The sequence below is a fragment of the Chitinophaga sp. genome (genome assembly GCF_039596155.1).
GTDB lineage: Bacteria > Bacteroidota > Bacteroidia > Chitinophagales > Chitinophagaceae > Chitinophaga.
In genome coordinates this window covers 1-21,190 of the sequence record NZ_JBCNKF010000054.1, presented here as the reverse complement: position 1 = coordinate 21,190, position 21,190 = coordinate 1, and the positions used below count along the sequence as shown (strand labels likewise).

The 21,190-nt window shown below is 42.6% G+C and carries 18 protein-coding genes; 13 read left to right on the top strand and 5 right to left on the bottom strand.

The window, feature by feature from the left end; genetic code table 11:
• The first annotated feature begins 68 nt into the window (after positions 1 to 68).
• Together ABDW33_RS30600 and ABDW33_RS30595 are read left to right on the top strand one after the other, a co-directional pair.
• Positions 69 to 398 carry a nucleotide pyrophosphohydrolase gene (locus tag ABDW33_RS30600; protein WP_343693891.1) on the top strand — a complete coding sequence of 110 codons (330 nt, stop codon included), beginning with the start codon at positions 69 to 71 and terminating at the stop codon, positions 396 to 398.
• Positions 395 to 2,596: a DNA/RNA helicase domain-containing protein gene (locus tag ABDW33_RS30595; protein ID WP_343693890.1), complete on the top strand. Its 2,202-nt coding sequence runs from the start codon at positions 395 to 397 to the stop codon at positions 2,594 to 2,596. Before ABDW33_RS30600 ends, ABDW33_RS30595 begins: the two co-directional genes overlap by 4 nt.
• A gap of 126 nt (positions 2,597 to 2,722) precedes the next feature.
• Here ABDW33_RS30595 and ABDW33_RS30590 read toward each other — a convergent pair whose 3' ends face one another.
• From ABDW33_RS30590 to ABDW33_RS30580, 3 genes are all read right to left on the bottom strand, one after another.
• Positions 2,723 to 3,835 (bottom strand): DUF4236 domain-containing protein, encoded by a 1,113-nt coding sequence (locus ABDW33_RS30590; RefSeq protein WP_343693889.1) that lies wholly within the window; start codon positions 3,833 to 3,835, stop codon positions 2,723 to 2,725.
• Between the two features lie 521 nt (positions 3,836 to 4,356).
• On the bottom strand, positions 4,357 to 5,451 hold the full coding sequence (locus ABDW33_RS30585; protein ID WP_343693888.1) for an SUMF1/EgtB/PvdO family nonheme iron enzyme: 1,095 nt from the start codon (positions 5,449 to 5,451) through the stop codon (positions 4,357 to 4,359).
• Complete coding sequence (locus ABDW33_RS30580; protein ID WP_343693887.1) at positions 5,391 to 6,332, bottom strand: caspase family protein; 942 nt, start codon at positions 6,330 to 6,332, stop codon at positions 5,391 to 5,393. Before ABDW33_RS30580 ends, ABDW33_RS30585 begins: the two co-directional genes overlap by 61 nt.
• A 277-nt stretch (positions 6,333 to 6,609) precedes the next feature.
• On the opposite strand from ABDW33_RS30580, the gene ABDW33_RS30575 reads away from it, so the two are divergent.
• From ABDW33_RS30575 to ABDW33_RS30545, 7 genes are all read left to right on the top strand, one after another.
• Complete coding sequence (locus ABDW33_RS30575; RefSeq protein WP_343693886.1) at positions 6,610 to 7,074, top strand: hypothetical protein; 465 nt, start codon at positions 6,610 to 6,612, stop codon at positions 7,072 to 7,074.
• 9 nt (positions 7,075 to 7,083) lie between these two features.
• Positions 7,084 to 7,752, top strand: a complete 669-nt coding sequence (locus ABDW33_RS30570; protein WP_343693885.1) for a hypothetical protein — start codon at positions 7,084 to 7,086, stop codon at positions 7,750 to 7,752.
• On the top strand, positions 7,722 to 8,540 hold the full coding sequence (locus ABDW33_RS30565; protein WP_343693884.1) for an ATP-binding protein: 819 nt from the start codon (positions 7,722 to 7,724) through the stop codon (positions 8,538 to 8,540). The genes ABDW33_RS30570 and ABDW33_RS30565 overlap by 31 nt, the downstream gene beginning before the upstream one ends.
• Complete coding sequence (locus ABDW33_RS30560; RefSeq protein WP_343693883.1) at positions 8,537 to 9,193, top strand: response regulator transcription factor; 657 nt, start codon at positions 8,537 to 8,539, stop codon at positions 9,191 to 9,193. The genes ABDW33_RS30565 and ABDW33_RS30560 overlap by 4 nt, the downstream gene beginning before the upstream one ends.
• A gap of 38 nt (positions 9,194 to 9,231) precedes the next feature.
• Positions 9,232 to 9,633 (top strand): DUF6804 family protein, encoded by a 402-nt coding sequence (locus tag ABDW33_RS30555; RefSeq protein WP_343693882.1) that lies wholly within the window; start codon positions 9,232 to 9,234, stop codon positions 9,631 to 9,633.
• Between the two features lie 151 nt (positions 9,634 to 9,784).
• Positions 9,785 to 10,252 (top strand): hypothetical protein, encoded by a 468-nt coding sequence (locus ABDW33_RS30550; RefSeq protein ID WP_343693881.1) that lies wholly within the window; start codon positions 9,785 to 9,787, stop codon positions 10,250 to 10,252.
• A gap of 23 nt (positions 10,253 to 10,275) precedes the next feature.
• Positions 10,276 to 10,452 (top strand): hypothetical protein, encoded by a 177-nt coding sequence (locus ABDW33_RS30545; protein WP_343693880.1) that lies wholly within the window; start codon positions 10,276 to 10,278, stop codon positions 10,450 to 10,452.
• A 300-nt stretch (positions 10,453 to 10,752) separates the two neighbouring features.
• On the opposite strand, the gene ABDW33_RS30540 is transcribed toward ABDW33_RS30545, so the two are convergent.
• On the bottom strand, positions 10,753 to 11,286 hold the full coding sequence (locus ABDW33_RS30540; protein ID WP_343693879.1) for a hypothetical protein: 534 nt from the start codon (positions 11,284 to 11,286) through the stop codon (positions 10,753 to 10,755).
• Between the two features lie 577 nt (positions 11,287 to 11,863).
• A complete protein-coding gene (locus tag ABDW33_RS30535; RefSeq protein WP_343693878.1) occupies positions 11,864 to 12,496 on the bottom strand; it encodes a hypothetical protein in 633 nt (210 codons plus the stop codon).
• A 545-nt stretch (positions 12,497 to 13,041) separates the two neighbouring features.
• Between ABDW33_RS30535 and ABDW33_RS30530 the strand changes: the two genes are divergently transcribed.
• The 4 genes from ABDW33_RS30530 to ABDW33_RS30515 all read left to right on the top strand — a co-directional run bounded on the left by ABDW33_RS30530 (position 13,042) and on the right by ABDW33_RS30515 (position 21,021).
• Positions 13,042 to 16,233 carry an NACHT domain-containing protein gene (locus tag ABDW33_RS30530; protein ID WP_343693877.1) on the top strand — a complete coding sequence of 1,064 codons (3,192 nt, stop codon included), beginning with the start codon at positions 13,042 to 13,044 and terminating at the stop codon, positions 16,231 to 16,233.
• 441 nt (positions 16,234 to 16,674) lie between these two features.
• Positions 16,675 to 17,970, top strand: a complete 1,296-nt coding sequence (locus tag ABDW33_RS30525) for a hypothetical protein (RefSeq protein ID WP_343693876.1) — start codon at positions 16,675 to 16,677, stop codon at positions 17,968 to 17,970.
• Position 17,971: 1 nt separating this feature from the next.
• Positions 17,972 to 19,063 carry a S8/S53 family peptidase gene (locus tag ABDW33_RS30520; RefSeq protein WP_343693875.1) on the top strand — a complete coding sequence of 364 codons (1,092 nt, stop codon included), beginning with the start codon at positions 17,972 to 17,974 and terminating at the stop codon, positions 19,061 to 19,063.
• A 17-nt stretch (positions 19,064 to 19,080) separates the two neighbouring features.
• Positions 19,081 to 21,021 (top strand): hypothetical protein, encoded by a 1,941-nt coding sequence (locus ABDW33_RS30515; protein WP_343693874.1) that lies wholly within the window; start codon positions 19,081 to 19,083, stop codon positions 21,019 to 21,021.
• Positions 21,022 to 21,190: the final 169 nt, after the last annotated feature.

The following is a 21,190-nucleotide window of genomic DNA, read 5'->3' as shown; positions in this document are numbered from 1 at the left end:
TTATCCATCTAACCATAACCCTAAAAAATCAATATCTTTATTTTCATTGAGCTACACCCATAATTAATATGAACGATTTTGATACTATTGTCCAGGAGTTATTAAAATTTAGAAACGAGCGTGATTGGGAACAATTTCACAATGCAAAAGACCTGGCTCTTGCTCTCAATGTGGAAGCGGGGGAATTACTTGAGTTATTCCTTTGGAAGAACGCTGCGGATGCAAACCAGGAAAAAGTCCGGGAAGAACTGGCTGATGTGCTCCTCTATTCATTTCTGCTGGCAGAGAAATATGGATTTGATCTGAAAGAGATCATGCTTGAAAAAATTGCAAAAAATGCCGAAAAATACCCCGTAGAAAAAGCCAGGGGTACTGCGAAAAAGTATAATGAACTATGAGTAATAATTCCACGCTTCACATCCATAAATTTCCATTCAATGAAGAGATCCTGAATAACCCGTTTGAGCAGGTACCCTATATCAAGGACAACTGGCCTTTAATATATATTTTGACAGGAAGAAATGAACACGACGAAAAAGTTGCGTATATCGGTGAGACTCAAGATGTTTACAAACGTTTCGCCAAACACTTAAAAAACGACCTGAAAAGTAAGCTAACACAGCTATTCCTTATTACCTGCGGAAGATTTAATAAATCAGCCACACTCGATATCGAATCAAATCTTATCCAATATTTCTCCGGTGATAAAGGCCACAAACTGGTTAATGCTAATATCGGTCTCAAAAACCATTCTTACTACCAGAAAGACACTGTATACGAGCCGATATTTCGGGCTATTTGGCAGGAGCTAATGGGCCGAAAAATTGTATTAAAGTCTCTGGACTATATAAAAAACAGAAATCTCTTTAAATATTCACCATATAAAAGTCTTAGCAAAGGCCAGGCAAAAAGCTTACAGAGAATAATGAAAACGCTTCTCGACGATTCAAAGAGAAATATCATCGTCGAAGGAGGAGCTGGTACAGGTAAAACCATCTTGAATATATTCCTATTCAAGTTGATGCATACTGATATTTCAGCATTCAACTTTGCATCCCTGGAACTTGATGATATCAATTTTCTAGCAACTGTCAAAGCACTAAAAGAGAAATTCCCATCTCCTAAAATGGCATTGATAGTTCCTGTAAGTTCTTTTCGTGGCACACTTAAAAAGGTATTTAATAATATTGAAGGGCTACATGAGAGCATGGTAGTTGCACCTCATGAAATATCAAAACAAAAATTTGATATTGTATTAGTTGATGAAGCGCATCGCTTGCGCAGAAGAAAGCTGCTAGGTAGTTACTTTAACGACTTTGACACAGCGTGTGCATTATTGGGTTTTGATAAGGAGTCAAGTACTGAATTACAATGGCTTCAGAAGGAAGACAGAACCCAAAAACTCATTCTTTTTTACGATAAATTTCAAAGTGTTCGTCCATCCGATATTCTTCCAAATGACTTCCTTCTTCTAAAGTCTTATTCCAACAGCACCACTATTACATTAAGTCACCAGCTGAGATTAAAAGGTGGTACTAAATATGTTTCCCATATTCACAATCTGCTTAACTGTACATTACAACCAGGTACTGCAGTTTACGCTAGCAAAGAATATGACTTTTTAATGATTGATTCCTTCAGGGATTTTGTAGATAAAATTAAAAGTAGAGACGATGAAATCGGCTTATCAAGGTTGACCGCAGGATATGCGTGGAAGTGGCATTCTAAAAAAAATAAGAACAAACCAGATATCATCATAGACAATATCTCCTTATATTGGAATCGTACACTAAGTGATTGGATTAATTCAAAGAATGCAATTGACGAAGTTGGATGTATCCATACAGTACAAGGATATGATCTAAACTATGCTGGAGTTATTTTTGGTAAAGAAATTACCTATAATAAAGACAAGAACGAAATTGTTATCCGTAAAGAAAACTATTATGATACTGTTGGTAAAAGTGGCATAGATAACGCAACCCTCAAAAATTTCATTATTAATATTTATACTACTTTACTACAACGAGGGATGAATGGAACCTATATATATGTATGTGACAAGGATTTAGCAGATTACTTTGCGCAGTACATAAAAAGAGCTGACAAACCAGTTTCCATTCCTTCGCTGCATGAAAAAAATGATCAATTTACTGTTCCATTTTATAATCTCACTGCTGCAGCAGGAAGCTTCAGTGAACAGCAAAGAATTAAGCCGCTTGGTTATCTCCCACTTCCTAAAGGCCATTCATCTTCAAAAGATGTTTTCGCATGCACTGTGCGGGGCGAATCAATGAATCAAATTATTCCGAATGGTGCAACATGTCTATTCCGGGAATATAAAGGTGGATCAAGAGAAGGGAAAATCGTTTTGGTACAATATGCGGAACTGCAGGATGATTTTGATATGGGAGCAGGCTATACTGTAAAAAAATATGAAAGCACTAAAAGACAAGCAGAGGATGGACAATGGGAACATATCACTATTAAGTTACTTCCCTTGTCGAATGACCCGTCATATAAACCCATCGAACTTTCCCAAGAGGACGCTGATAATGTGAAAGTAATTGGCATACTAGAAGCGATTTATGAATAAATACTACATACCCAATGCCTGGCGAAGCTGAATCTCTGATATATAGACGAGAACATCATGTTTATCAATCACTTACAATTACTATATTTTTTACTGCAAAAAAGGGAGGATAAACATCCTCCCCTATCACATTCCCTTCATCACATGCTGGAAATCAATAAAAGCCGCGCCAAACGCCTCCGTTGCTTCATAATTACTAAACTGATACTCCTCATTCACTCCTGAGGCTGTCCGTAAAGTAATCGCACCATACCTCACGATAGGGATCTGGAAGTTATCCCTAAAGCGCTTATCCGGCGCACCATTCTTATTGACCTTATTCCAGGTATATTCGATCACTTTAGCATCAGGTGGTACGACCCCTCTTTCAATGAACCTGACCGGGTGGAACTGAAATTGTAATGCCTTTAGGTCAATGACACCAAACCGGTCTTTTGTATCGTACATGATGATAAAGCCTGGGTAGAAATAAAGATCTGCACCATTCGCATTGTTGAACCATAAAGGTTCAAAGTTGGAATGAATGTCTTCAATTGGTTTAATCCCGATCCTTACTTCCTTCCTATCCAAAAGCGTAGATGCAGCAGATCTGGTCACGCTCCTGTTCCCCGCCACCGCACTGGTCACATCCCAGATTTGATTAGATTGCGACAACCGTTGAAAAGCAGCTTTCACGGATTCATATTTTTGCAGGATATCAGCATCAAAAGAAACATCCAGTTCCATCCTGCTTTTCACCAACTCCTGCGTGATTTCATCAATCGCAGTTTGTTGCGCCGCAATTCGTTCTTTAATACGATTAGAAACTGATCTCACAAAAAAGCCATACAAAAAAACATAACTCAGCGTAAGCTGGGATTTCGATTTCTTCAAAGCCAGGCTGATATGATCCAGGTCATGTTGTAGCTCCTTTCTCTGCTGATGCGCAGCGATGATGGTGTCTTTGACTCCCTGCATATCCTGGCTCGTAATCTCTGTAGGAGCCAGACTAAAAATATTGCCTTGCGGCATCGTAAATACTTCCGGGCTACGTTCCGGCAACGCAGGCTTAGGTACAGGCAAAGCCGGCTTTCCCGGTGATACCTGCTGTCTGCCCCGTACTGAATTTACATACGTGCGGTTATGACCAAATGTAACACTGGCTCCTTTGACGCCGATGTTAGTACTGATGCCTTTGCTGCTGATGTTTAAATGAACGCCGGGGATAACTTTGATTCGTTTTCGATAGGTCCAGGCCATAAATAAGAGATTAAAGACAACTACAATAAGATCTGTCTACATATTCTTTTGTATTTCCACTATAGTAATAGCATCCACCTTGAGAACCCCGATAAAGTGTATGACCTTTATACGTACAGGAACCAGCACTTGAACTAGAATTAGAACCAGAAGCTGCACCAGATCCAGCGCCAGTACCCGAAACGGTACCAGAATCAGAAGCAGTATCAGCAGGCGTCTTTGAACAACACACAATAGAAAACAACAATACAGTACAGAATAACAACTTTTTCATAAATAAAATTTAAGGGGTTATTTACAATCACAATAAGACCTGTCCACATACGTCTTATTTCCATTCTTATTTAAATAGTAACATCCACCACGTGGTCCCTGGTACAACTTATGCCCGTTATAGGTACAGTCTATCATGTTACACGCCAACATAGAAATCAATAGTACAGTACAAGCCAATAATTTTTTCATCGTAGAATTTTAAATTTTAAAAAGGGATAAATAGAACGCTATAATAACTTTTAATTTTACTGATCTTTCACCACTCTAAACCCCACATCCCTCAATCTCGCCTCCGGCCGCTCCTCCCTTCTACTCTTCACCGCCAACTCCTCCACCTCACTATCATACCCTCCCCCCTTCACCACCTTCATCGTCTTCGCCGAATCCGCCCAATCCTCACACCACTCCGCCACATTCCCACTCATATCATATATACCCAATGCATTCGCCTTCTTACGTCCCACAAACGCTGGCTTCACCTTATGATACACCGCCACATTCACCGCCGACGTTCCACCACTATACACCGTACTCTCCCCTCCCTGCGCTGCCGTCTCCCACTCCAGCTCACTGGGCAACCGCCCCTTCACATATGCACAATACGCCTTCGCCTCCTCCCACGTCACATTCCTCACAGGCATCGAATCCACTGAATGAATCGGCTGCTCAGGGAATACCTTATGCGTAAGCATGCAATACTCCCTGTATGCAGCCACTGTCACCTCTACATTGCTAATAAAAAAAGGTCGGGCACCAGCTACCAACACATATGTCTGCGCAAAATGCCGGTGATAATACCACATGTACGCCCAATACCAGCTCATCACTGCCATCAATAACACCAATAAACTTGTACAAATCTTCATCAACCGTGCCCACACCAACCACTTCTTCCGCCCAATCTTCTCCTTCAGCAACCGCGCTATCTCCTCCGGGTTATCCTTCCAATCCTCATAAATCATATGCGCCGACAAGCCGTCCACCTGCGTATCATCCAATCTCAACTGCAAAATATCCCCCTGCGGCAACCGTGACAACGCCACCTGCCGCTCAATCCCCGACCAATACTTCTGCACAAACGCCCGACTGGTTATCATCAACACATACTTCGTGTGCCTTCCATACGCATCCATCGTCAGGTTAATCAGGTACTTCCCCCAGTTATCCTTATGCTCATCATAATAGTAATACCGCACCTTCAACTTCTTCAACTGCGCAGCAATAGCATACGCCACCTCCTTATCCTCCTCCGCCACTGAAATAGCTACATCATGTTTCTTCATACCCTCCCCTCCTTCACCATCTGCCAGTAATACCCACCCAACGACGTCAACCTGCACTTCCCACTATTCATCGCCGCCCAATACAAATAATCTTCATCAATCGCCTCTACTAACCCCATCCCCTGCAACTGACGCAGTACTTTAAACGTTCTGACATGTTCCATATCCGCCCCCTCCACTGTATATTCATAACTGGGATCCAACGGCATCTCATACGTCATCTCCGGGAAATAAGTCGTCAACTTCCGCAGGTCCGCCAGCGCCACCGGCGACTTCACCCTTCTTAAACTCAGTGCCCGCGCAATATTCGCCTTAAACACAGGACGCTGTTGCCAGCCTCCCAACCCTTTATCTACATAACTATAAATACTACCCGCCGTCACATCCCCCACCAGGTCCGCAGCCCCGCCATGCAAAGCTTTCAACAGCAAACTGGTAAACACGCCCATCCCGCCTACTTCTTTCGAAGTCTCCGTACTCCTGCTCGACGCCAGCACAATGACCCCCTGGCCCAACACCGCCGTACCATTCCCCAGCAAGGCAGGCGCCCCCATTGCCCCCGCATGACAACAATCCAGGATGATCACCTTCTGCCTCGCCTTTGAAATACTCGCCATATTCAAAATGTCGTCCATAGAAATGCCTTCATCATACCGCTGATAATCCTGGGTCACGATGTACCCACCCGTCTCATTCACGATACCATGCCCGGAAAAATAAAACAAATGCATCTCATCATCCCCGCTGAAAAGCTCCAGCATCCGGGCCCTCAGCGCTGCTTTACGCTGATCTTTGACCATCAGCATGACCTGGAAATTCGGGGTACCATCTTCATGGGCACTCAATAATTCACCAATACGGGTGGCATCATTTACACAACCATACAATCTCGCACTGCCTGGATAATCATTAATACCGACAACCAATGCTCTTCTCATATTTACAAAGGGATTTAAGGGATTCAACATATGCTGCAACGAGGCATGCAACATTTCACTCCAAAGGTTGTTGTATTCTCAGTAGGAAAAAACCTGTATGGCAGGGGAAAATTCCCCTATTTTTACCCGCAGGGGGAATCCCCTTTATCAAAATGAGGATTTTTCCCCTATTTGATGCTCGTTGATTTTTGAAGGCTAAGGAAACAATAGCTTCGCAACTGTAAACGGTTTACAAAAAGCATTATATTTTTCCTTAACACCAAAAATTATGTTCATTATGCAACAACATTTATCCGTAAAGCCCCTACCTTTCTTCTATGTCGGACAATCAATTACCAATGACCGCATCAGCAAATTCAAGACACAAAAACACCCTCTCCTCACACAGGCAATCGGCAAACCTGATACATGTTCTGTATGGTATTCAAAAGAACATTTCGTAAAATTGCTGGAAGAAATCGAATTTGCAGGCGGCGATGGTATCCGTATCAGCTTTGGTACCTATGAGACCGGCCATCAGTACGAGGGACAAACGTGCCTGTTATTCAATACAACGCGGCAAACTGTCGTAGGAAACACTATTACTCACACCAATGTGATTCTGGAAAACGAACCAGACTTCGCAGAACGTTCTGCACAGGAAAGAGACATCATCCACTTCCCCGGAGAAGATCCCATTATCAAGGATTTTAACCTCGGCTCACCTTGTCCTCCATTCTGTGACGCAGACGGCCCAAAATAAAAAGTATAAATGCACAGATTGTTAAATCATCAATATTTATACCTTATCCCACTCCTGCTTAGCGCCATTTTTGCCCTGAAAGCATTCAGGCAGAAATGGCCTAAGCCTTATAATTTGTATGCAGGCATGGTCATTATCTCATGCATCACAGAGATGTTTGCCCTGTTCTGGAAGTGGGAAATACACAAGTCTTTCAATTACAGCCCCAATAATTACTGGATCTATAATTTGTTCATCCTGATCCGCTTTGGTATGCTGGCAACTATTTTCACCCAGGTGCTGTATCGCAGAAAATATATACCGGCAGCCGCCGGACTCATTATATTGCTTGGTATACTGGATTATGCTGTCATCCATGGCCCATTTCAGTACAACACCTATAGCATGATCCTTACCCATGTTTGTATTATTATATTATGCTTTCTATACTTCACGCAATTACTACAGGAGCCTGGCAACATCTCTATACGCAAAGAGCCGCTATTCTGGATGGCGATCAGCATCTTCTTTTACCACGCTGTATCACTGCCATTCTTATTGCTGTTAGGCTTTTTCAATATTCAAAATGTACAGCTGACTGTACTATTCTTTCCCATTAATGAAGCCCTTAACTTCTTATTGTGCTCCTGTTATCTAATAAGCTTTTTATGGAAACCTCAATATCCGCAACCTCTCTGACACTGATCGTATCTACCCTGCTTGTACTGGGTCTCTGCACAGGTGTCGTGTATTTCCTGTTTCTTTATCAGAAAAAGAAATTCCGACATCAACAGGAGATCATTGAAATCCGGGAAGCATTTAACCAGGTACTCCTGCAATCCCGGCTGGCTATCCAGGAGCAAACCCTGGATCACATCAGCAAAGAACTGCATGCTAATTTTAGCCATCTCGTTTCATTGATCAATATCAACCTACAGGAGATCCTGCCACAGGTGCCATCGGATCAGCGGGAAAATATCATCGAGACAAAATCACTGGCCAAACAGCTGATGAGTGAGTTAAAAGCCTTGTCGGCGAACCTGAACACCGATCACATTATCCACATCGGCTTTGTAAAAGCACTGGAAAATGAGTTCAACCGCCTCGCTAAAACGAAGAAATACGAAGTGGTAATTACCAAGTCAGGCGAGGAATACCGTATCCTGCCCGAACATGAGATTATCCTGTTCCGCTTATGCCAGGAGGTACTCAATAACATCGTCAAATACGCAAAAGCCACGGAAGTCACGGCTTCTATCAATTTCGATAAAAATCAGTTTGTATTGGTGATTACCGATAACGGTACCGGTTTTAACGTACAGGATGCTTTGGAAAACAGCGCAGAGAAACAAAGTACAGGATTGCTCAACATGCATAAGAGAGCATCACTCATCAATGCAGAGTTGTTAATCACCAGCCATAACGGTGACGGCACAGTGGTGATCATCACCATTCCTCAACCCCAGATTTTAAAATCAATTCAATGATGAATAAGATCCAGATAGCCTTAGTAGATGATCATAACCTTTTTCGCAAAGGGTTGATTAAACTGATCAATATGGGAGATACCCAACAAAAGTATCACATCCTCTTTGAAGCAGACCATGGTAATCACCTGAAAGAAAAAATGGTCACCCCACCGTTCCCCGATATCATACTCATGGACATTGATATGCCGGAGGTAGACGGATTCGAGGCAGTGGAATGGCTGCAAAGAACACATGGTGATGTCAAGGTATTAGTGATGACGATGCTGGAATCAGAATCAGCCATCTTACGGATGCTTCGCATGGGCGTGAAAGGGTATATTCACAAAGACATCGAAGTAGAAGAACTCCATGCAGCACTGGAAACAATCGCAGCAAATGGTTTCTATTATTCAGAAGCAGCATCTGAAGTATTGCACCAGAATCTGAATGGACTGGAAAGAGCAGGCAATGCAGTACATCTGTCTGAAAATGAAAGGGAATTTATCAAATGGGTAGCCACAGATATGACCTACCAGCAGATAGCAGACAAGATGAACTTAAGCGTAAAGACCATTGATGGATACAGGGAGGCCTTATTCCGGAAACTACATGTAAAAACCAGGGTAACACTAGCATTATATGCAGTCAAACACGGGTTGGTAGAACTATAATTTTAGCTTATATTTCTATTCCGAAACCCGCTATCCCTATGAGAAGAGTATTTGCGTTAACTCCCGCCTATCTTTTGTGGGCATGTATCTTTACAACTGACGAAGAGCATTTCAGGATCATGCATTTCCTCGTACCTTTCTGTGCTGCATTATTAGTCTATGATACCTATCACAAAATGCAGGACCTGTTCTTTGTGTTGTTTTTACTTACAATTGTACTGTACAATCCCTTGATCCCCGTAGATTACTATATGCGACCAGGATGGATCTGTTTTGATATGGCGTTTGGGACGACCTTCTTAGTAAAGGTGTTTCTATGGGGAAAAGTAGCGCAGGATAAGATAGGAGACAAAGAAATAAGAAGATCGGCACGCAGAGCCATGGCCCTCCGAAATGCTGAAAATTTCGGATTCAAATATTACGAAGAGGAGGATGATTAGGCCGGTTTATTACAGATCATCCAACACGCCTATACTTACTCATTAGAACTTATTCAACGCTGGTATAAGCAGCACTGATAGATTGTCAAATTCACTCGCCGCAAGCATTACTCCCGGATGCTTATATTTATCCTATACCAAATATTCTCTTATGGCACAACAAACATCTATGCTCACTTTCACCGGCAGACTGGGCAAAATGTCCGGCTTCCGAAGAAAGGGTAAGCACTACGTCCGAAGCAAACCCGAAAGCATTCGTCAGACAGGTAATATGAAGCGGTCAGCATATCGGTTCGGGAAAGCCAGCAGTACCGGCGCATTTATCCGAAAATCACTCGGTATAACGGGTGATGGGGCCCATGTGAACAGGATCACCAAAGCACTCATTCCATCTGGCGGTATGGATGTAAGTCAGCTTACGGGCGTATGTTTCAATAAAGCAAAAAGAACCGATGCCTACTTCAGGGCATCCCCTGTGTTGCGTAAAAATGGAGCTATCCACATCCCGGCACAACGATTCGCACAAAACGTACCGCGCCTGGAGGTGCTATTAATCGCTGTTCGCATCGATGTAACCACCCGAAAACTAATATGTAAAAAAATATCGCGCTCAACATAGATACTTATCTTCCGTTCGAGGGTATGGATATTCCTTTAGATCTGCCAGGAACAGGTACAATGCTCATCGCATTATGTATTAACAACAGCGCGGAAATCATTGCAGTAAAGGAAACACAAGCAGCGGGCGAAAACAGCATGGTATTACCGGGCACGCTCCCACATGTGTTGTTAACACCTGACTTCACTCAAAGAGAATAGTCATTCGCCGCCAGTAAGAGAATATTTGGTAGTGCAACCTATCCTGTGAAAAAACGATCCATGAATGGCCGCAGTGTGATGCCTGTGGATAACCTGCTATTGTCTGTCTCGCTCTGATATATCGTAAAATACACTAAGAACATCTCCACATCAAGTCCACGTTGTTACCGTGGCTTTGCCGGCTGAGTATCTTTACGCTACTTCTGATATGTAGGAACAAAGAGCATAAAGTATTATTTATATATCTGAGTTATAACTTATACCCCAAATCACAAGGACGCTTCCCTTATAATTCCCTTCCTATCGGCTTATAATTTTTTTCCAATAGTCACTTAGCTGTGGTACATGCTCCATAATCAAAACAGTTCTTCCGTCGTTATCATCATGAGCATCAAATCTTAATAGTCTACCATTGAAAGTATCTTCAAGATTAGGTATTATACGGGTGAACTTAGTTTTCATATTTAAGAAAACAAGAGTCATATGGGCACCTCTTAACGGACCCACAGAATTGCCCACATACCTGATTACTTTGCAGGCTTTGTGGTCGATAGTTGTATCAATGGCTACATATTTTTCACCATTATAATACTTATATCTGAAATCTATTCCCACTTTTGGGGAGGAGAATGGAAGTCCTGCTTCTTTTTGATAGGTTAATTCTTTTCCAAGATCTTGAAATTCATGTTTGACGAAATTGATTCGATAATATGTTTCAAGACTATTTTTTGTGGAAACTAATTTATTATCTATAATGGTATCAATACTTCTCATTACTTTCTCGATACCAATTTTATTATACACAAATATAGTGTCTGTCAGCAATATGGTCATCTTGTGTGTAAGAGTGTGTTTATACCACACAGTATAGATGAATACACCATTATCATTATCTACCGTTTGTGCATTAACAAACAGTGGAAAGATTAAAAATACATACAGGAATAACCTAATAAAAATCATAACTATTAATATTACATTCCACTAATGCCATTGGATACCATTACAGCATAACAAATGCAAACTCCAGGTACTTTTTCTTCATAATTAATGGTATTTAGGTTAATATAAAACTCTGGTACTTGGGTCTTAAAGATTTCATGGTGGGCTAAACTTATTCATCTTAAGATGTTGAGTATATGTTGTCCTGTTAATAAAGGATAAAAGTGGGCATTTGTGCCCCACGTCAATAGATATATTTTAAAAAATAGTCTACTGATGTAAATTTTAATGATTTGCATATTTGCACTAGACTGTATCTAGGTCAGAAAACGTAGGAAGGAGATTTTGGGATTATCAGGATGCCAAAAAATGTTGCAAAATCAACGCTTACTTTAGCCCTGAACTATCCTATAAATACTAAGCAATAGCCGGGTATTTATAGGATGGTTCATATGAATTGGCTTTGATACTAGATAATCACTTTGATATTTTTATATTCGTAATGACGGCTCATCGCGAAATCGTACAAACTAAATACCTTCTCTTTATTTATGTCATCTGCTTGATAAGGTAACAGATTATATACCTTGTAATTAAATAGTACGTTATGCGAAACGAACTGATACTCAGGAAAAAATTGTCTTACGTAATCATCTGCATTGCTAGCGGACCGCTTAAATGATTCAGTTGTCATAGTCTTATAAAACAGCACATAGAAATGAACTAATATCTTTCCCATCGGGGCTTCTTCATACATATACTCGCTGAAGTTATAAAAGTCCTCAAAGTATATAGTATAGTGTTTACTGACTAGAGATACGTCTATACATAATTGTCTTTTAAGTATATATGATTCGCTTTCTTCACTAGCAAGTGGAATTTTTAGATTATACGCAGGAAATGGCAAAGCAGAAATATCATTAATATTTTCTCCGTGTTCCTTCATAATTGCGTCAAGAAAAAGTTGCCATGGCCCCTGCTTTATCATTAAGTCCTCCACTTTTTTTTCTATAATGTTTCTTATTTGTTGATAGTTTGCTCTCCCAGCTTCCGCTTGGAAAAGCTGAGTTACATCTTGGTATATAATATGCTCTGGTACCATATAGAAAAAGTCTTCAAAAAATGCCCTTTCAATTTAAGTAAACAAATATCCACAAAAAAGGCAGGCCCCAACAAAGCCTGCCCATTGGCAAAATAATAACCCAAGAGTAAAACCGCTCAAATCTACCCCTTCCCCACAAAACCCATTCGTTATTAACTAGTTAACAGACTTAAAATGATTCACCCAAGATCAATACCCCCCTCCTTTAACCACCTGTTAATGAATTTCTCATCAATTTAACTACCTGGCAAACCGAACATTGACATTAACTCCCTACCCAATATTCACCATATCTAATTAATCACCTTATTCAAACAACTCAAAGCCGACCCGATCGGCAAACACTCCTGCCGCGACGTCCCCTGGCTCGCCAATCAATTCGGGCACTTCACTGAGATACACCTCCAGCCCTTAGCGCTGTACACCTCTCCAGCCTTCACCATTGAAGTCCTCTCCTGCCCCACCACTGAACCATCCACCACTACACTAAAAACCTCCCCGTAAAAAACACGCCCCCTCTCCAATATTCAACAAAAAATCTTAATTTGAACAAACCATTCCCTCAACCCAACAACCTACTACCTATGTTCAACCCAAGTGTACCCCACATCCTGGCATCCATCATTTCCATTCTCAACGACGATAACCAAATAATCGGTTACGGCTTCTTCATTGATCCTCACGGAACCGCCACCACCTGTTACCACGTCATCGCCGGCCTTACCAACATCCGTATAAGAGACAACGAAGGAAACGAATTTGAAGCCGTTATAGATGAATACCACACGCTTGACTACGCGGATATATCCAACATCGCCATTCTCCGGGTACCCAAAGAAACCCCGTCCTTCTTATACCTGGTTCAGAACGAACATATCCCGGTAGAAATTACGATTGTCAATGTAAAGGAACATGGATTTGAATGCGATGACATCCTCTACCGCCCTATCGAAACCCTCCGCCATCCACGCCACCTGCATGGCCTGCCTGTAACAATTACCAATACATCAATAGCTATTGGATACCTAAGCACTACTAAACGTTGGCCGAAAGTCATGTATTTTGTCCGACAGAAGAAATCCCCCCAACTCACCCTGTTATTACAATATTTATCCGACAAATATTGCCCGGAGAAATTTAATCCACATGAACGCGCGATAAAAACAATACTCAATATCCAACTACAAAACGCCGCCCGCAACCTGATTAAAAAAGGTATTATCCTGCCCCACTGCTATGAACCTGATATGATTATTCACAACCTGAAATTTTTCGGCTTCCCGGGCAACGATATCTTTTTCCTGACAGGTGAAAGCGGAACAGGCAAAACATCCCATGTCATCAACATAGCAGCAGATGTCGCGAGCACATATTTCACCTTCTTCCTACCCGCTCATGATTTTGAGTTAACACCCGATAACCTCCCCGGTAAAATAAAATCTTATCTCACTAAAATACTTGCTGAACATCCCCACGATACCATCCAGGTAGATGATATCATGGAATTAATATTCCAGCAACCTAAAAAATGCATGATCATCATAGATGGATTGAATAAAATGCCACGACGCCCGGCAAATTTCATGAACGATTGGTTGAAAAGATCCATTCGATGGGCCAGGGGACTGCAAATAAAACTCATATTTACTTCTACTTACTCCTCTACTGAACAACACATCTATCCAATAGGTGGTTTAAGCATCACACAAATCGAAGTAGTGTTTGCAAGGTACTCCCTGCCGGAAAACTTTAAGCACATCTCCAGGTTGCAACATCCCATGTTAACCAGGCTACACTATGAAATTTCTTCCAAAGAGCGATTCGCTCCGTTAGACGATTACCCACTCATGACAACCTACCTGGCTAGAAAATGTACCGCCATTGCCAGGCTAGCCCACATCCCTTTTCAGATAGTCCACAACAAACTGCTCGATATCGCCCGACATTTCATGACTACCGGCGACTACTGGTTATCTCACGCAACCTATCTCCAGATCTTACAAGACTATCCCCAACTATCTCCCCTCCTTATCCAGGAAAACATCTTCCTCGAATCGATCAATGGCGTAAGAATGATCAATGAATGGATCGCCGACTTCCTCATCGGTGAAACATTACATCCCGGCATCAACTGGTCACAACTCATCCCCATCACCACCGCCACGCATAGAAAAGGCATCCCCTGGCTATTCGCCCGGCTCTCCTTTCAAAAGCAGGACGTCTCCATCCAACTTCAACAGCTGCTCACCTTCATTTGGGACAATAACACGTACCAACGTAAAGCCGTCAAAATATTCGTTCACATTATCCGGCATCTATCCAACCCGGATAAATACTACCAGCTCATTGAATCATTCTGTTTCCCGGAGCAAAACGACTACTTCCCTGTCAGCAAGGTCGGACCGATGGTGTATTATTCCCACCTATCATTCACCAACCAACTCAAACTGATCAGGCTCACTTTATCCACCGAATTCTTTTACCCCAAGCAAATCATCTGGTACCTGGGTCCCCAGTTTTACACGATGTACCTGGACACCGAATATGCAGCAGCCACCAAATCCATCCTGTCCCGACACCTTGCCATCAATCGCGAAAAAGTATTGGCCCATGTGGCAGAATGGCTCTATGATTGTGACAATCTAACAACGCATATTGTCGCCACCATTATCCTTACCCGGTATAACAAAAAGCCCGCCTACAAATTTGAATTAATCCCCTTCAATAAACGTTCCCAGGATACGCCCGCCCAGCTGCTCACACTGAAAACAGCCGTAGGCTACATCATCGCTTCCCAACCTCCTTTTATCAAAGCGCTCAAGGAGGAATGGCCTAAGCAAAGAGTATATGCACCCACCGTCTTAAATAATGCCGCCCTATATATAAAATGGATCACACCACTGATTCCTGCAATTCTCCGTAAGATGACGGACGAGAAGGAGAAGTTGCCCGCCATTATATGGTTAATCAGGATCCCGGAATACAGGAAAGCAATGATCGCTGAAATATTATTCCTGTTGAAAGAAAACAAACTGCCTTACCGGCATATAGAGGAGTTATCTCCTTATGTACGCCAGGAGGAATATTTTGATATGATTGTCCCCATGTTGGTCAAATATATTGGTTTTGGAGGTCACATAGATAAAGTAAGAGAATGTATACCTGTACTTTTTCAATTTAGCAGCAATGAGCGGCAAAACCTCATCCTCGCTAAAAACCTTCGCATCATGATCGAGGAAAGGTGGTTTGATCTCCGTGGCATATTTATCGATCATTTAATTGTAGGAATGTATATGTTGCCCGCTACTTCCGAGGCATATCAATTCTTCTGTGCCATGATCCCCGACTTACTACAACGAGACCTTAAAGTATGGTACCCTGTTACAATATATCTCTGCCGGGAGGAAAAATGTGAACATAAACGAAATGATAAAATAAAGTGGATCAAGTGGGGATTGGAACACCTAACACTGCATACACGCTGTGCAATAGTTGTCTTGCTATTGGATATGAACATTATTAAAGAGGAAGACATTGTGTACGAACTGATGAAGCCGACTATATTAGATTCCCTAAAGGAATCAGAACAGTTTTATGAGGCGGTGTTGAAGAAGTGTGCAAAGAAGAAGCATACAGCATTGTTTAACGAAGTATCGAATGATCTGGAGTTCAGGGTGCTGTTAAAGTTTCGGCTGGAATTTCAAAATGGATCGAAATCATCCTTTCATGTTGACTAAATACTTCACAAATGCATCAACAAGTATCCGCAAGATGTTATATTCATGGTGAGTTGTTTGCCATCAACAGTCACTGTCTGCTACAACAAGTACCTGCAAGACGTCCTATCCCTGGTGGGCTATTTGCCATCAACAGTCACTGTCTGCTACAACAAGTACCTGCAAGACGTCCTATCCCTGGTGGGCTATTTGCCATCAACAGTCACTGTCTGCTGCAACATGTACCAGCAAGACGTGCTATTCCTGCAGCTGTAAAAGCATTTCCATTACTGGGGAATACGCAAAAAATACAAAGTAGTGGGTATTTTTTTTATGCAGCCGGCCGCCTAACTTTATCCCCAGGCATGCACGCCCCAAAATCCCAAATAACGTGCATATGCTTACACCACCATTTTTCTAAAAACGGTTTGCCGAAAACGTTTAAGAGTAGGCCCCCGCGCTATGTTTAACATCGTTCTTAATGTTGTCATCGGACTTGTATTCATTTTCCTGTTGTACAGTCTGCTAGCTACTTCCCTACAGGAAACAGCTGCCACGATTTTTCATTTCAGGGCCAGAACCCTCTACCAGGGTATCAAAAGCATGCTGACCAATACTGTTCAAAGTAATGGATGGCTCATGGACCTGCTAAAATATTTGGGGGTCGGGCTATGGGTCAGGATATGGGATCGCGTTAAGTATTCGGCCGTTCCCCGACCTACCGCATCATTGTACGCCCGGTTTTACGATCATCCCATCATTAAAAACTATGGGCAGAACCTGATCTTCAAAAAACCTTCTTACTTAAGTAGCGAGAACTTCGTCACCATCCTGCTGGAGACGATCAAAAATCTCGACCCACAGGCAGCCAATAACGAAGCCATCACGCTCTCCACCTTACAACCCATTATAGCGACAAATCCCCTCATCGAAGAAGAAACCCGTCAGATCCTCCTCCTCCATTTAAATGAAGCAGCAGGTGACCTGGATGTCTTCAAATTCCGCCTGGCCAAATGGTATAATGACACGATGGACAGGGTGAGTGGATGGTATAAGCGTAACTCCCAATTCCGGCTGCTGGCAATGGGGGTGCTCTTAGCCATCACTTTGAATATTGACACCATAGAAATCTCCAATTTTTTATCCCACAATGAAAAAGCAAGAGATCAACTCGCTGAAATGGGCGTAGCTGCCGCGCAAAACCGCAACTTTGACAAGAGCACGAATGATACTATTAGTAAGGAAGTAATGGATTCAATAAAATCCAGTATCAATACCGTGAATGTATTAGTTGGGATAGGCTGGGGAGATTATGGTGCCAGTGATACGGCATTCAGACGTCGGATCTTGGCTGATTCAGCTTACTACAAAGCTTATGTAAAGAACCAAACCGAGGCAGTCGCATTCATTCATAAAAAAGACAGCACTGCTGCAGCAGATACCACAAAGAAGGTGATCCCCCGGTCAGCAGCAGAAACAGAACAGCTCGTTCAGGACCGTCAATTCGCCATGCTGTACGACGCAGATGCCACCGGTGATTGCATCAGGTTAAAATATGTACTTGGATACCGGTTGTGGCATTGGCGAAAGGTCCTTGGATTCCTGATCACAGCACTCGCCATATCGCTGGGAGCCCCCTTTTGGTTCGACCTGCTCAACAAGTTCGTCAGCTTACGCAGCGCTGTCAAATCAGTGAACAGTAGCGGTAGTACTACCAAGAACAATGATACATCTTCTAACCCTGAAATAGACGGTTAATATGATAGGCGTTACAGTAAAACTACCCGTACATATCAGGAAAGGCCCTGGTACCAGTTATGATATCATGGGGACAGCCACTCCCAGTGGTAAAGTGATACTGATGGAAGGCGTAGAAGATGGCGAAAACTATAAAGGCATCAGTAAGTGGTACTATAAGTTCAATGACAGGAAGGAAAAGCAATGGTATTGGGGAGGTCGGATCGCCTTGATGAATGCCGCGATGGCCACAGACCCAGTGGCACCACCGGTAGTAACTTTAAAATCAGACTTCCGCAGTTATATCAACTACCTGGATAAACCCTGGATCAGCAGCGAAGGAAAAGGTGTGCTGATAGCAGTGATCGATACGGGCATCAGTGTGATCAATAATGATTTCAACAATGCTTTAATTACTGAAAAAGACTTTACCCAAAACAACTCTCCCAACAAAACCCACGGCACTTTCATAGCGGGTATCCTGGCGGCCATCGGTGGTGAGATACGAGGTATCGCGCCCCAGGCAGCCCTTATGTCACTCAGGATGAGTGATACCGTAACCGGCAAACAAGATATGCTGAAGAACTGTAATGCAGCATTCAGGGAGGTCATTGCCCACAAAAACCAGCACCCTGGTCTGCCGATAGTGATTAACCTGAGCCAGGGATTCAACGCCTCTTTTTTACAGGCCTATCCCAACGAGATTAACACAATGACTGGTTTAATCCAACAGCTCCATGCACTGCAGGTACCCATATTCTGCGCAGCCGGTGAAGATGAACTGCTCATGCAGGAAAACCTCACCTTTCCTGCCAGCATGTCCGAAACAATCGCTGTGGGCTGCATCACCCAGCAGTCTAAGGTTACGGTATTTGCGAAAAGCATTAACGTCATCACACCACTCCAACAGTACTTATCATTTAATACCAATCATGTACCCTCCTACAATAGTGGCAGCAGCTTCTCCGTCGCGATCATGACGGCGCTGGCAGCTACCTATTATTCAAAACAAGGTACATTTTCCACAACCTCTTTTTTCACAGCCATTACCGCCAATCAAACGAAAAAAGAAAACTTCGATTATAACGCCCGCAAATTTCAATTTTCATTCTAAGATTTTAAAAGCCATTTATGAAGAAGCTTTACTTGCTACTTTTGGTTAGTTTATTAACCACCGTCGTACTCCAGGCACAACAACTGCCCTACTATAATGCGCTCACATTAAGAAAAATGCTGAACGAAAGCACGAAGACCTGGCCCGATGATGATGAAGTGAAAGATTCTGTCGCTAAAATATTGACGAAATACAGCAATGGTGGTAACATCCAGGTGATATTTTTAACAAACAACCATTTTATATCCCCTTTAGCTGGCTTTTCGGCCTTCAGTGCGACACCTAACTTCGCAGACCTGGCGAAAGGTATCATCACAGGTTTAGGTAGTAGTGATGAGACAGTCCTCATTGATGGTATTGCAAGATTCCTTGTCAAACGGGTCAAAGAGGAACTTTCTATCGCCTTCTTCTCCAGACTCCAGGCTCTCTTGCAGAAACCTGAATTTGCAGACGCCAGGACCCTGTTTCCGCAAACAACGGCGACCCTTAACCTGATAGGAGACCAGATCTACAACTATAACATCTACCTCAGCAACCTGAGAGATGCATTCGGCAATGACCTCGACGACTTATTACAACACTTACCTGACGTGGTAAATAATCCCAATTATACCACCTTCTTTCATACACATGAAGAGCTCAAAGCACTCCTCCTCAGCGCTATCTACTTAGGAGATCAATTACAGCAACAACAACCTGCCGGGAAAATCCTGGAAAACTACAACACCGAATTACTGGACTCTTTACCTAACAAAGACATCAAAGGCGCTGTACAGACTTTACAGTTAGTTTCAGCGTCATTAAGGAGCCAGGGAACAGATCACTACTGGATAGACAAAGATTCGATTCAATTATTAATAAAGGATCCCGTGGCTGTCCAGATCTACCTTGGCTTAATTTACCAACAGGCCATCAACCAAAACATCCAATTCAACGCCGGCAGTTTAGCCACCATCATGGATAGCAAATCTGTACCAGAGAATATCGTCGCCTATAATAAATATATCCAGGGGTTCATCAGCAACGTAGACCGACTGATCACCTCCATTAATGACTTTAAAGATAAACCAGCCGACAAACGCACATTGAAAGACTACTACCCGGTCTATGACAATACTTTCCGGGTTTTTGAATATGCTACAAAGGTCAAAGACCTACCAGGCATGTCTATCACGATCTCTCCTTCTTTTATCAATTACATTTCCCTGATGCGTGCTGGGGGTAATGTGGCCAGGGACCTGGGCGCAGGAGAATATGGATCAGCCCTGATCAACATCTGCCAATTATATCAATATGGAATAGCCGCCTACAACGAAAACAAAGTCCCTAAACAAACAGACCCTGGAAAAGTATCCCGGTTCCTGTTACAATACGGAGCGACCATTGCAAGCCTCGCTGCCGCCGATTCTTCAGCCGAAGTAGAAGCGATTCTCGAAAAAGCGGTATTACCGCCCGGTTCAGCGACTATCAAACGCGTATCACTGTTTAATGTCTCACTGAATGCATATACCGGTCTGTATGGTGGACATGAATTTATCAAAGGGGTTAATGACAAACTGGTGGTTAACAGCTTTGGTGTAACAGCACCTATAGGTTTTTCTTTCAGTTGGGGACATAAGCTGTTCTTCTTTAATTCTAAACATGAGTGGTCCACTTCGCTCTTTGTTTCCCTGGTTGATCTGGGCGCCGTGGCTGCTTATAGGTTTGGTGATGACAGTACGGCGAGTGTACCGACGATTCAGTTTAAGAATATAGTATCCCCAGGGGTATTTCTCTCTATAGGCATTCCGAAAACACCGCTGTCAGTGAACCTGGGAGGGCAAATGGGTCCGAACCTCCGGAAAATTGACCAGAAGAGTGATGGGCTGTTGAGTAATGATTATGAGAATAAGGTGTATTGGAGAGTGAGTGCGGGTATAGTGGTGGATATACCGGTTTTGAATTTGTATACGAAGTGAGGGATGGAGGCTATTGGGAGGAATCTCCTGATAGCCTCTGTTTGAATGTTAATGCTATTCTAACCACCTGACAAGGTAATAGAATGGCTATCAGGGGGCGTCTACGGTTCCTACTTGCAGGATTTATAATATAATATAAAATAATATTTATTATTGTATAGATAATGAG

What these genes read in the sequence shown, in the direction of transcription:
- ABDW33_RS30565 (WP_343693884.1), top strand. Translation starts at nt 7,722, where the DNA reads ATGGAAACCTCAATATCCGCAACCTCTCTGACACTGATCGTATCTACC.
- ABDW33_RS30545 (WP_343693880.1), top strand. Translation starts at nt 10,276, where the DNA reads ATGGATATTCCTTTAGATCTGCCAGGAACAGGTACAATGCTCATCGCA.
- ABDW33_RS30515 (WP_343693874.1), top strand. Translation starts at nt 19,081, where the DNA reads ATGAAGAAGCTTTACTTGCTACTTTTGGTTAGTTTATTAACCACCGTC.
- ABDW33_RS30595 (WP_343693890.1), top strand. Translation starts at nt 395, where the DNA reads ATGAGTAATAATTCCACGCTTCACATCCATAAATTTCCATTCAATGAA.
- ABDW33_RS30560 (WP_343693883.1), top strand. Translation starts at nt 8,537, where the DNA reads ATGATGAATAAGATCCAGATAGCCTTAGTAGATGATCATAACCTTTTT.
- ABDW33_RS30590 (WP_343693889.1), bottom strand. Translation starts at nt 3,835, where the DNA reads ATGGCCTGGACCTATCGAAAACGAATCAAAGTTATCCCCGGCGTTCAT.
- ABDW33_RS30555 (WP_343693882.1), top strand. Translation starts at nt 9,232, where the DNA reads ATGAGAAGAGTATTTGCGTTAACTCCCGCCTATCTTTTGTGGGCATGT.
- ABDW33_RS30550 (WP_343693881.1), top strand. Translation starts at nt 9,785, where the DNA reads ATGGCACAACAAACATCTATGCTCACTTTCACCGGCAGACTGGGCAAA.
- ABDW33_RS30520 (WP_343693875.1), top strand. Translation starts at nt 17,972, where the DNA reads ATGATAGGCGTTACAGTAAAACTACCCGTACATATCAGGAAAGGCCCT.
- ABDW33_RS30525 (WP_343693876.1), top strand. Translation starts at nt 16,675, where the DNA reads ATGTTTAACATCGTTCTTAATGTTGTCATCGGACTTGTATTCATTTTC.
- ABDW33_RS30535 (WP_343693878.1), bottom strand. Translation starts at nt 12,496, where the DNA reads ATGGTACCAGAGCATATTATATACCAAGATGTAACTCAGCTTTTCCAA.
- ABDW33_RS30540 (WP_343693879.1), bottom strand. Translation starts at nt 11,286, where the DNA reads ATGACCATATTGCTGACAGACACTATATTTGTGTATAATAAAATTGGT.
- ABDW33_RS30580 (WP_343693887.1), bottom strand. Translation starts at nt 6,332, where the DNA reads ATGAGAAGAGCATTGGTTGTCGGTATTAATGATTATCCAGGCAGTGCG.
- ABDW33_RS30575 (WP_343693886.1), top strand. Translation starts at nt 6,610, where the DNA reads ATGCAACAACATTTATCCGTAAAGCCCCTACCTTTCTTCTATGTCGGA.
- ABDW33_RS30600 (WP_343693891.1), top strand. Translation starts at nt 69, where the DNA reads ATGAACGATTTTGATACTATTGTCCAGGAGTTATTAAAATTTAGAAAC.
- ABDW33_RS30570 (WP_343693885.1), top strand. Translation starts at nt 7,084, where the DNA reads ATGCACAGATTGTTAAATCATCAATATTTATACCTTATCCCACTCCTG.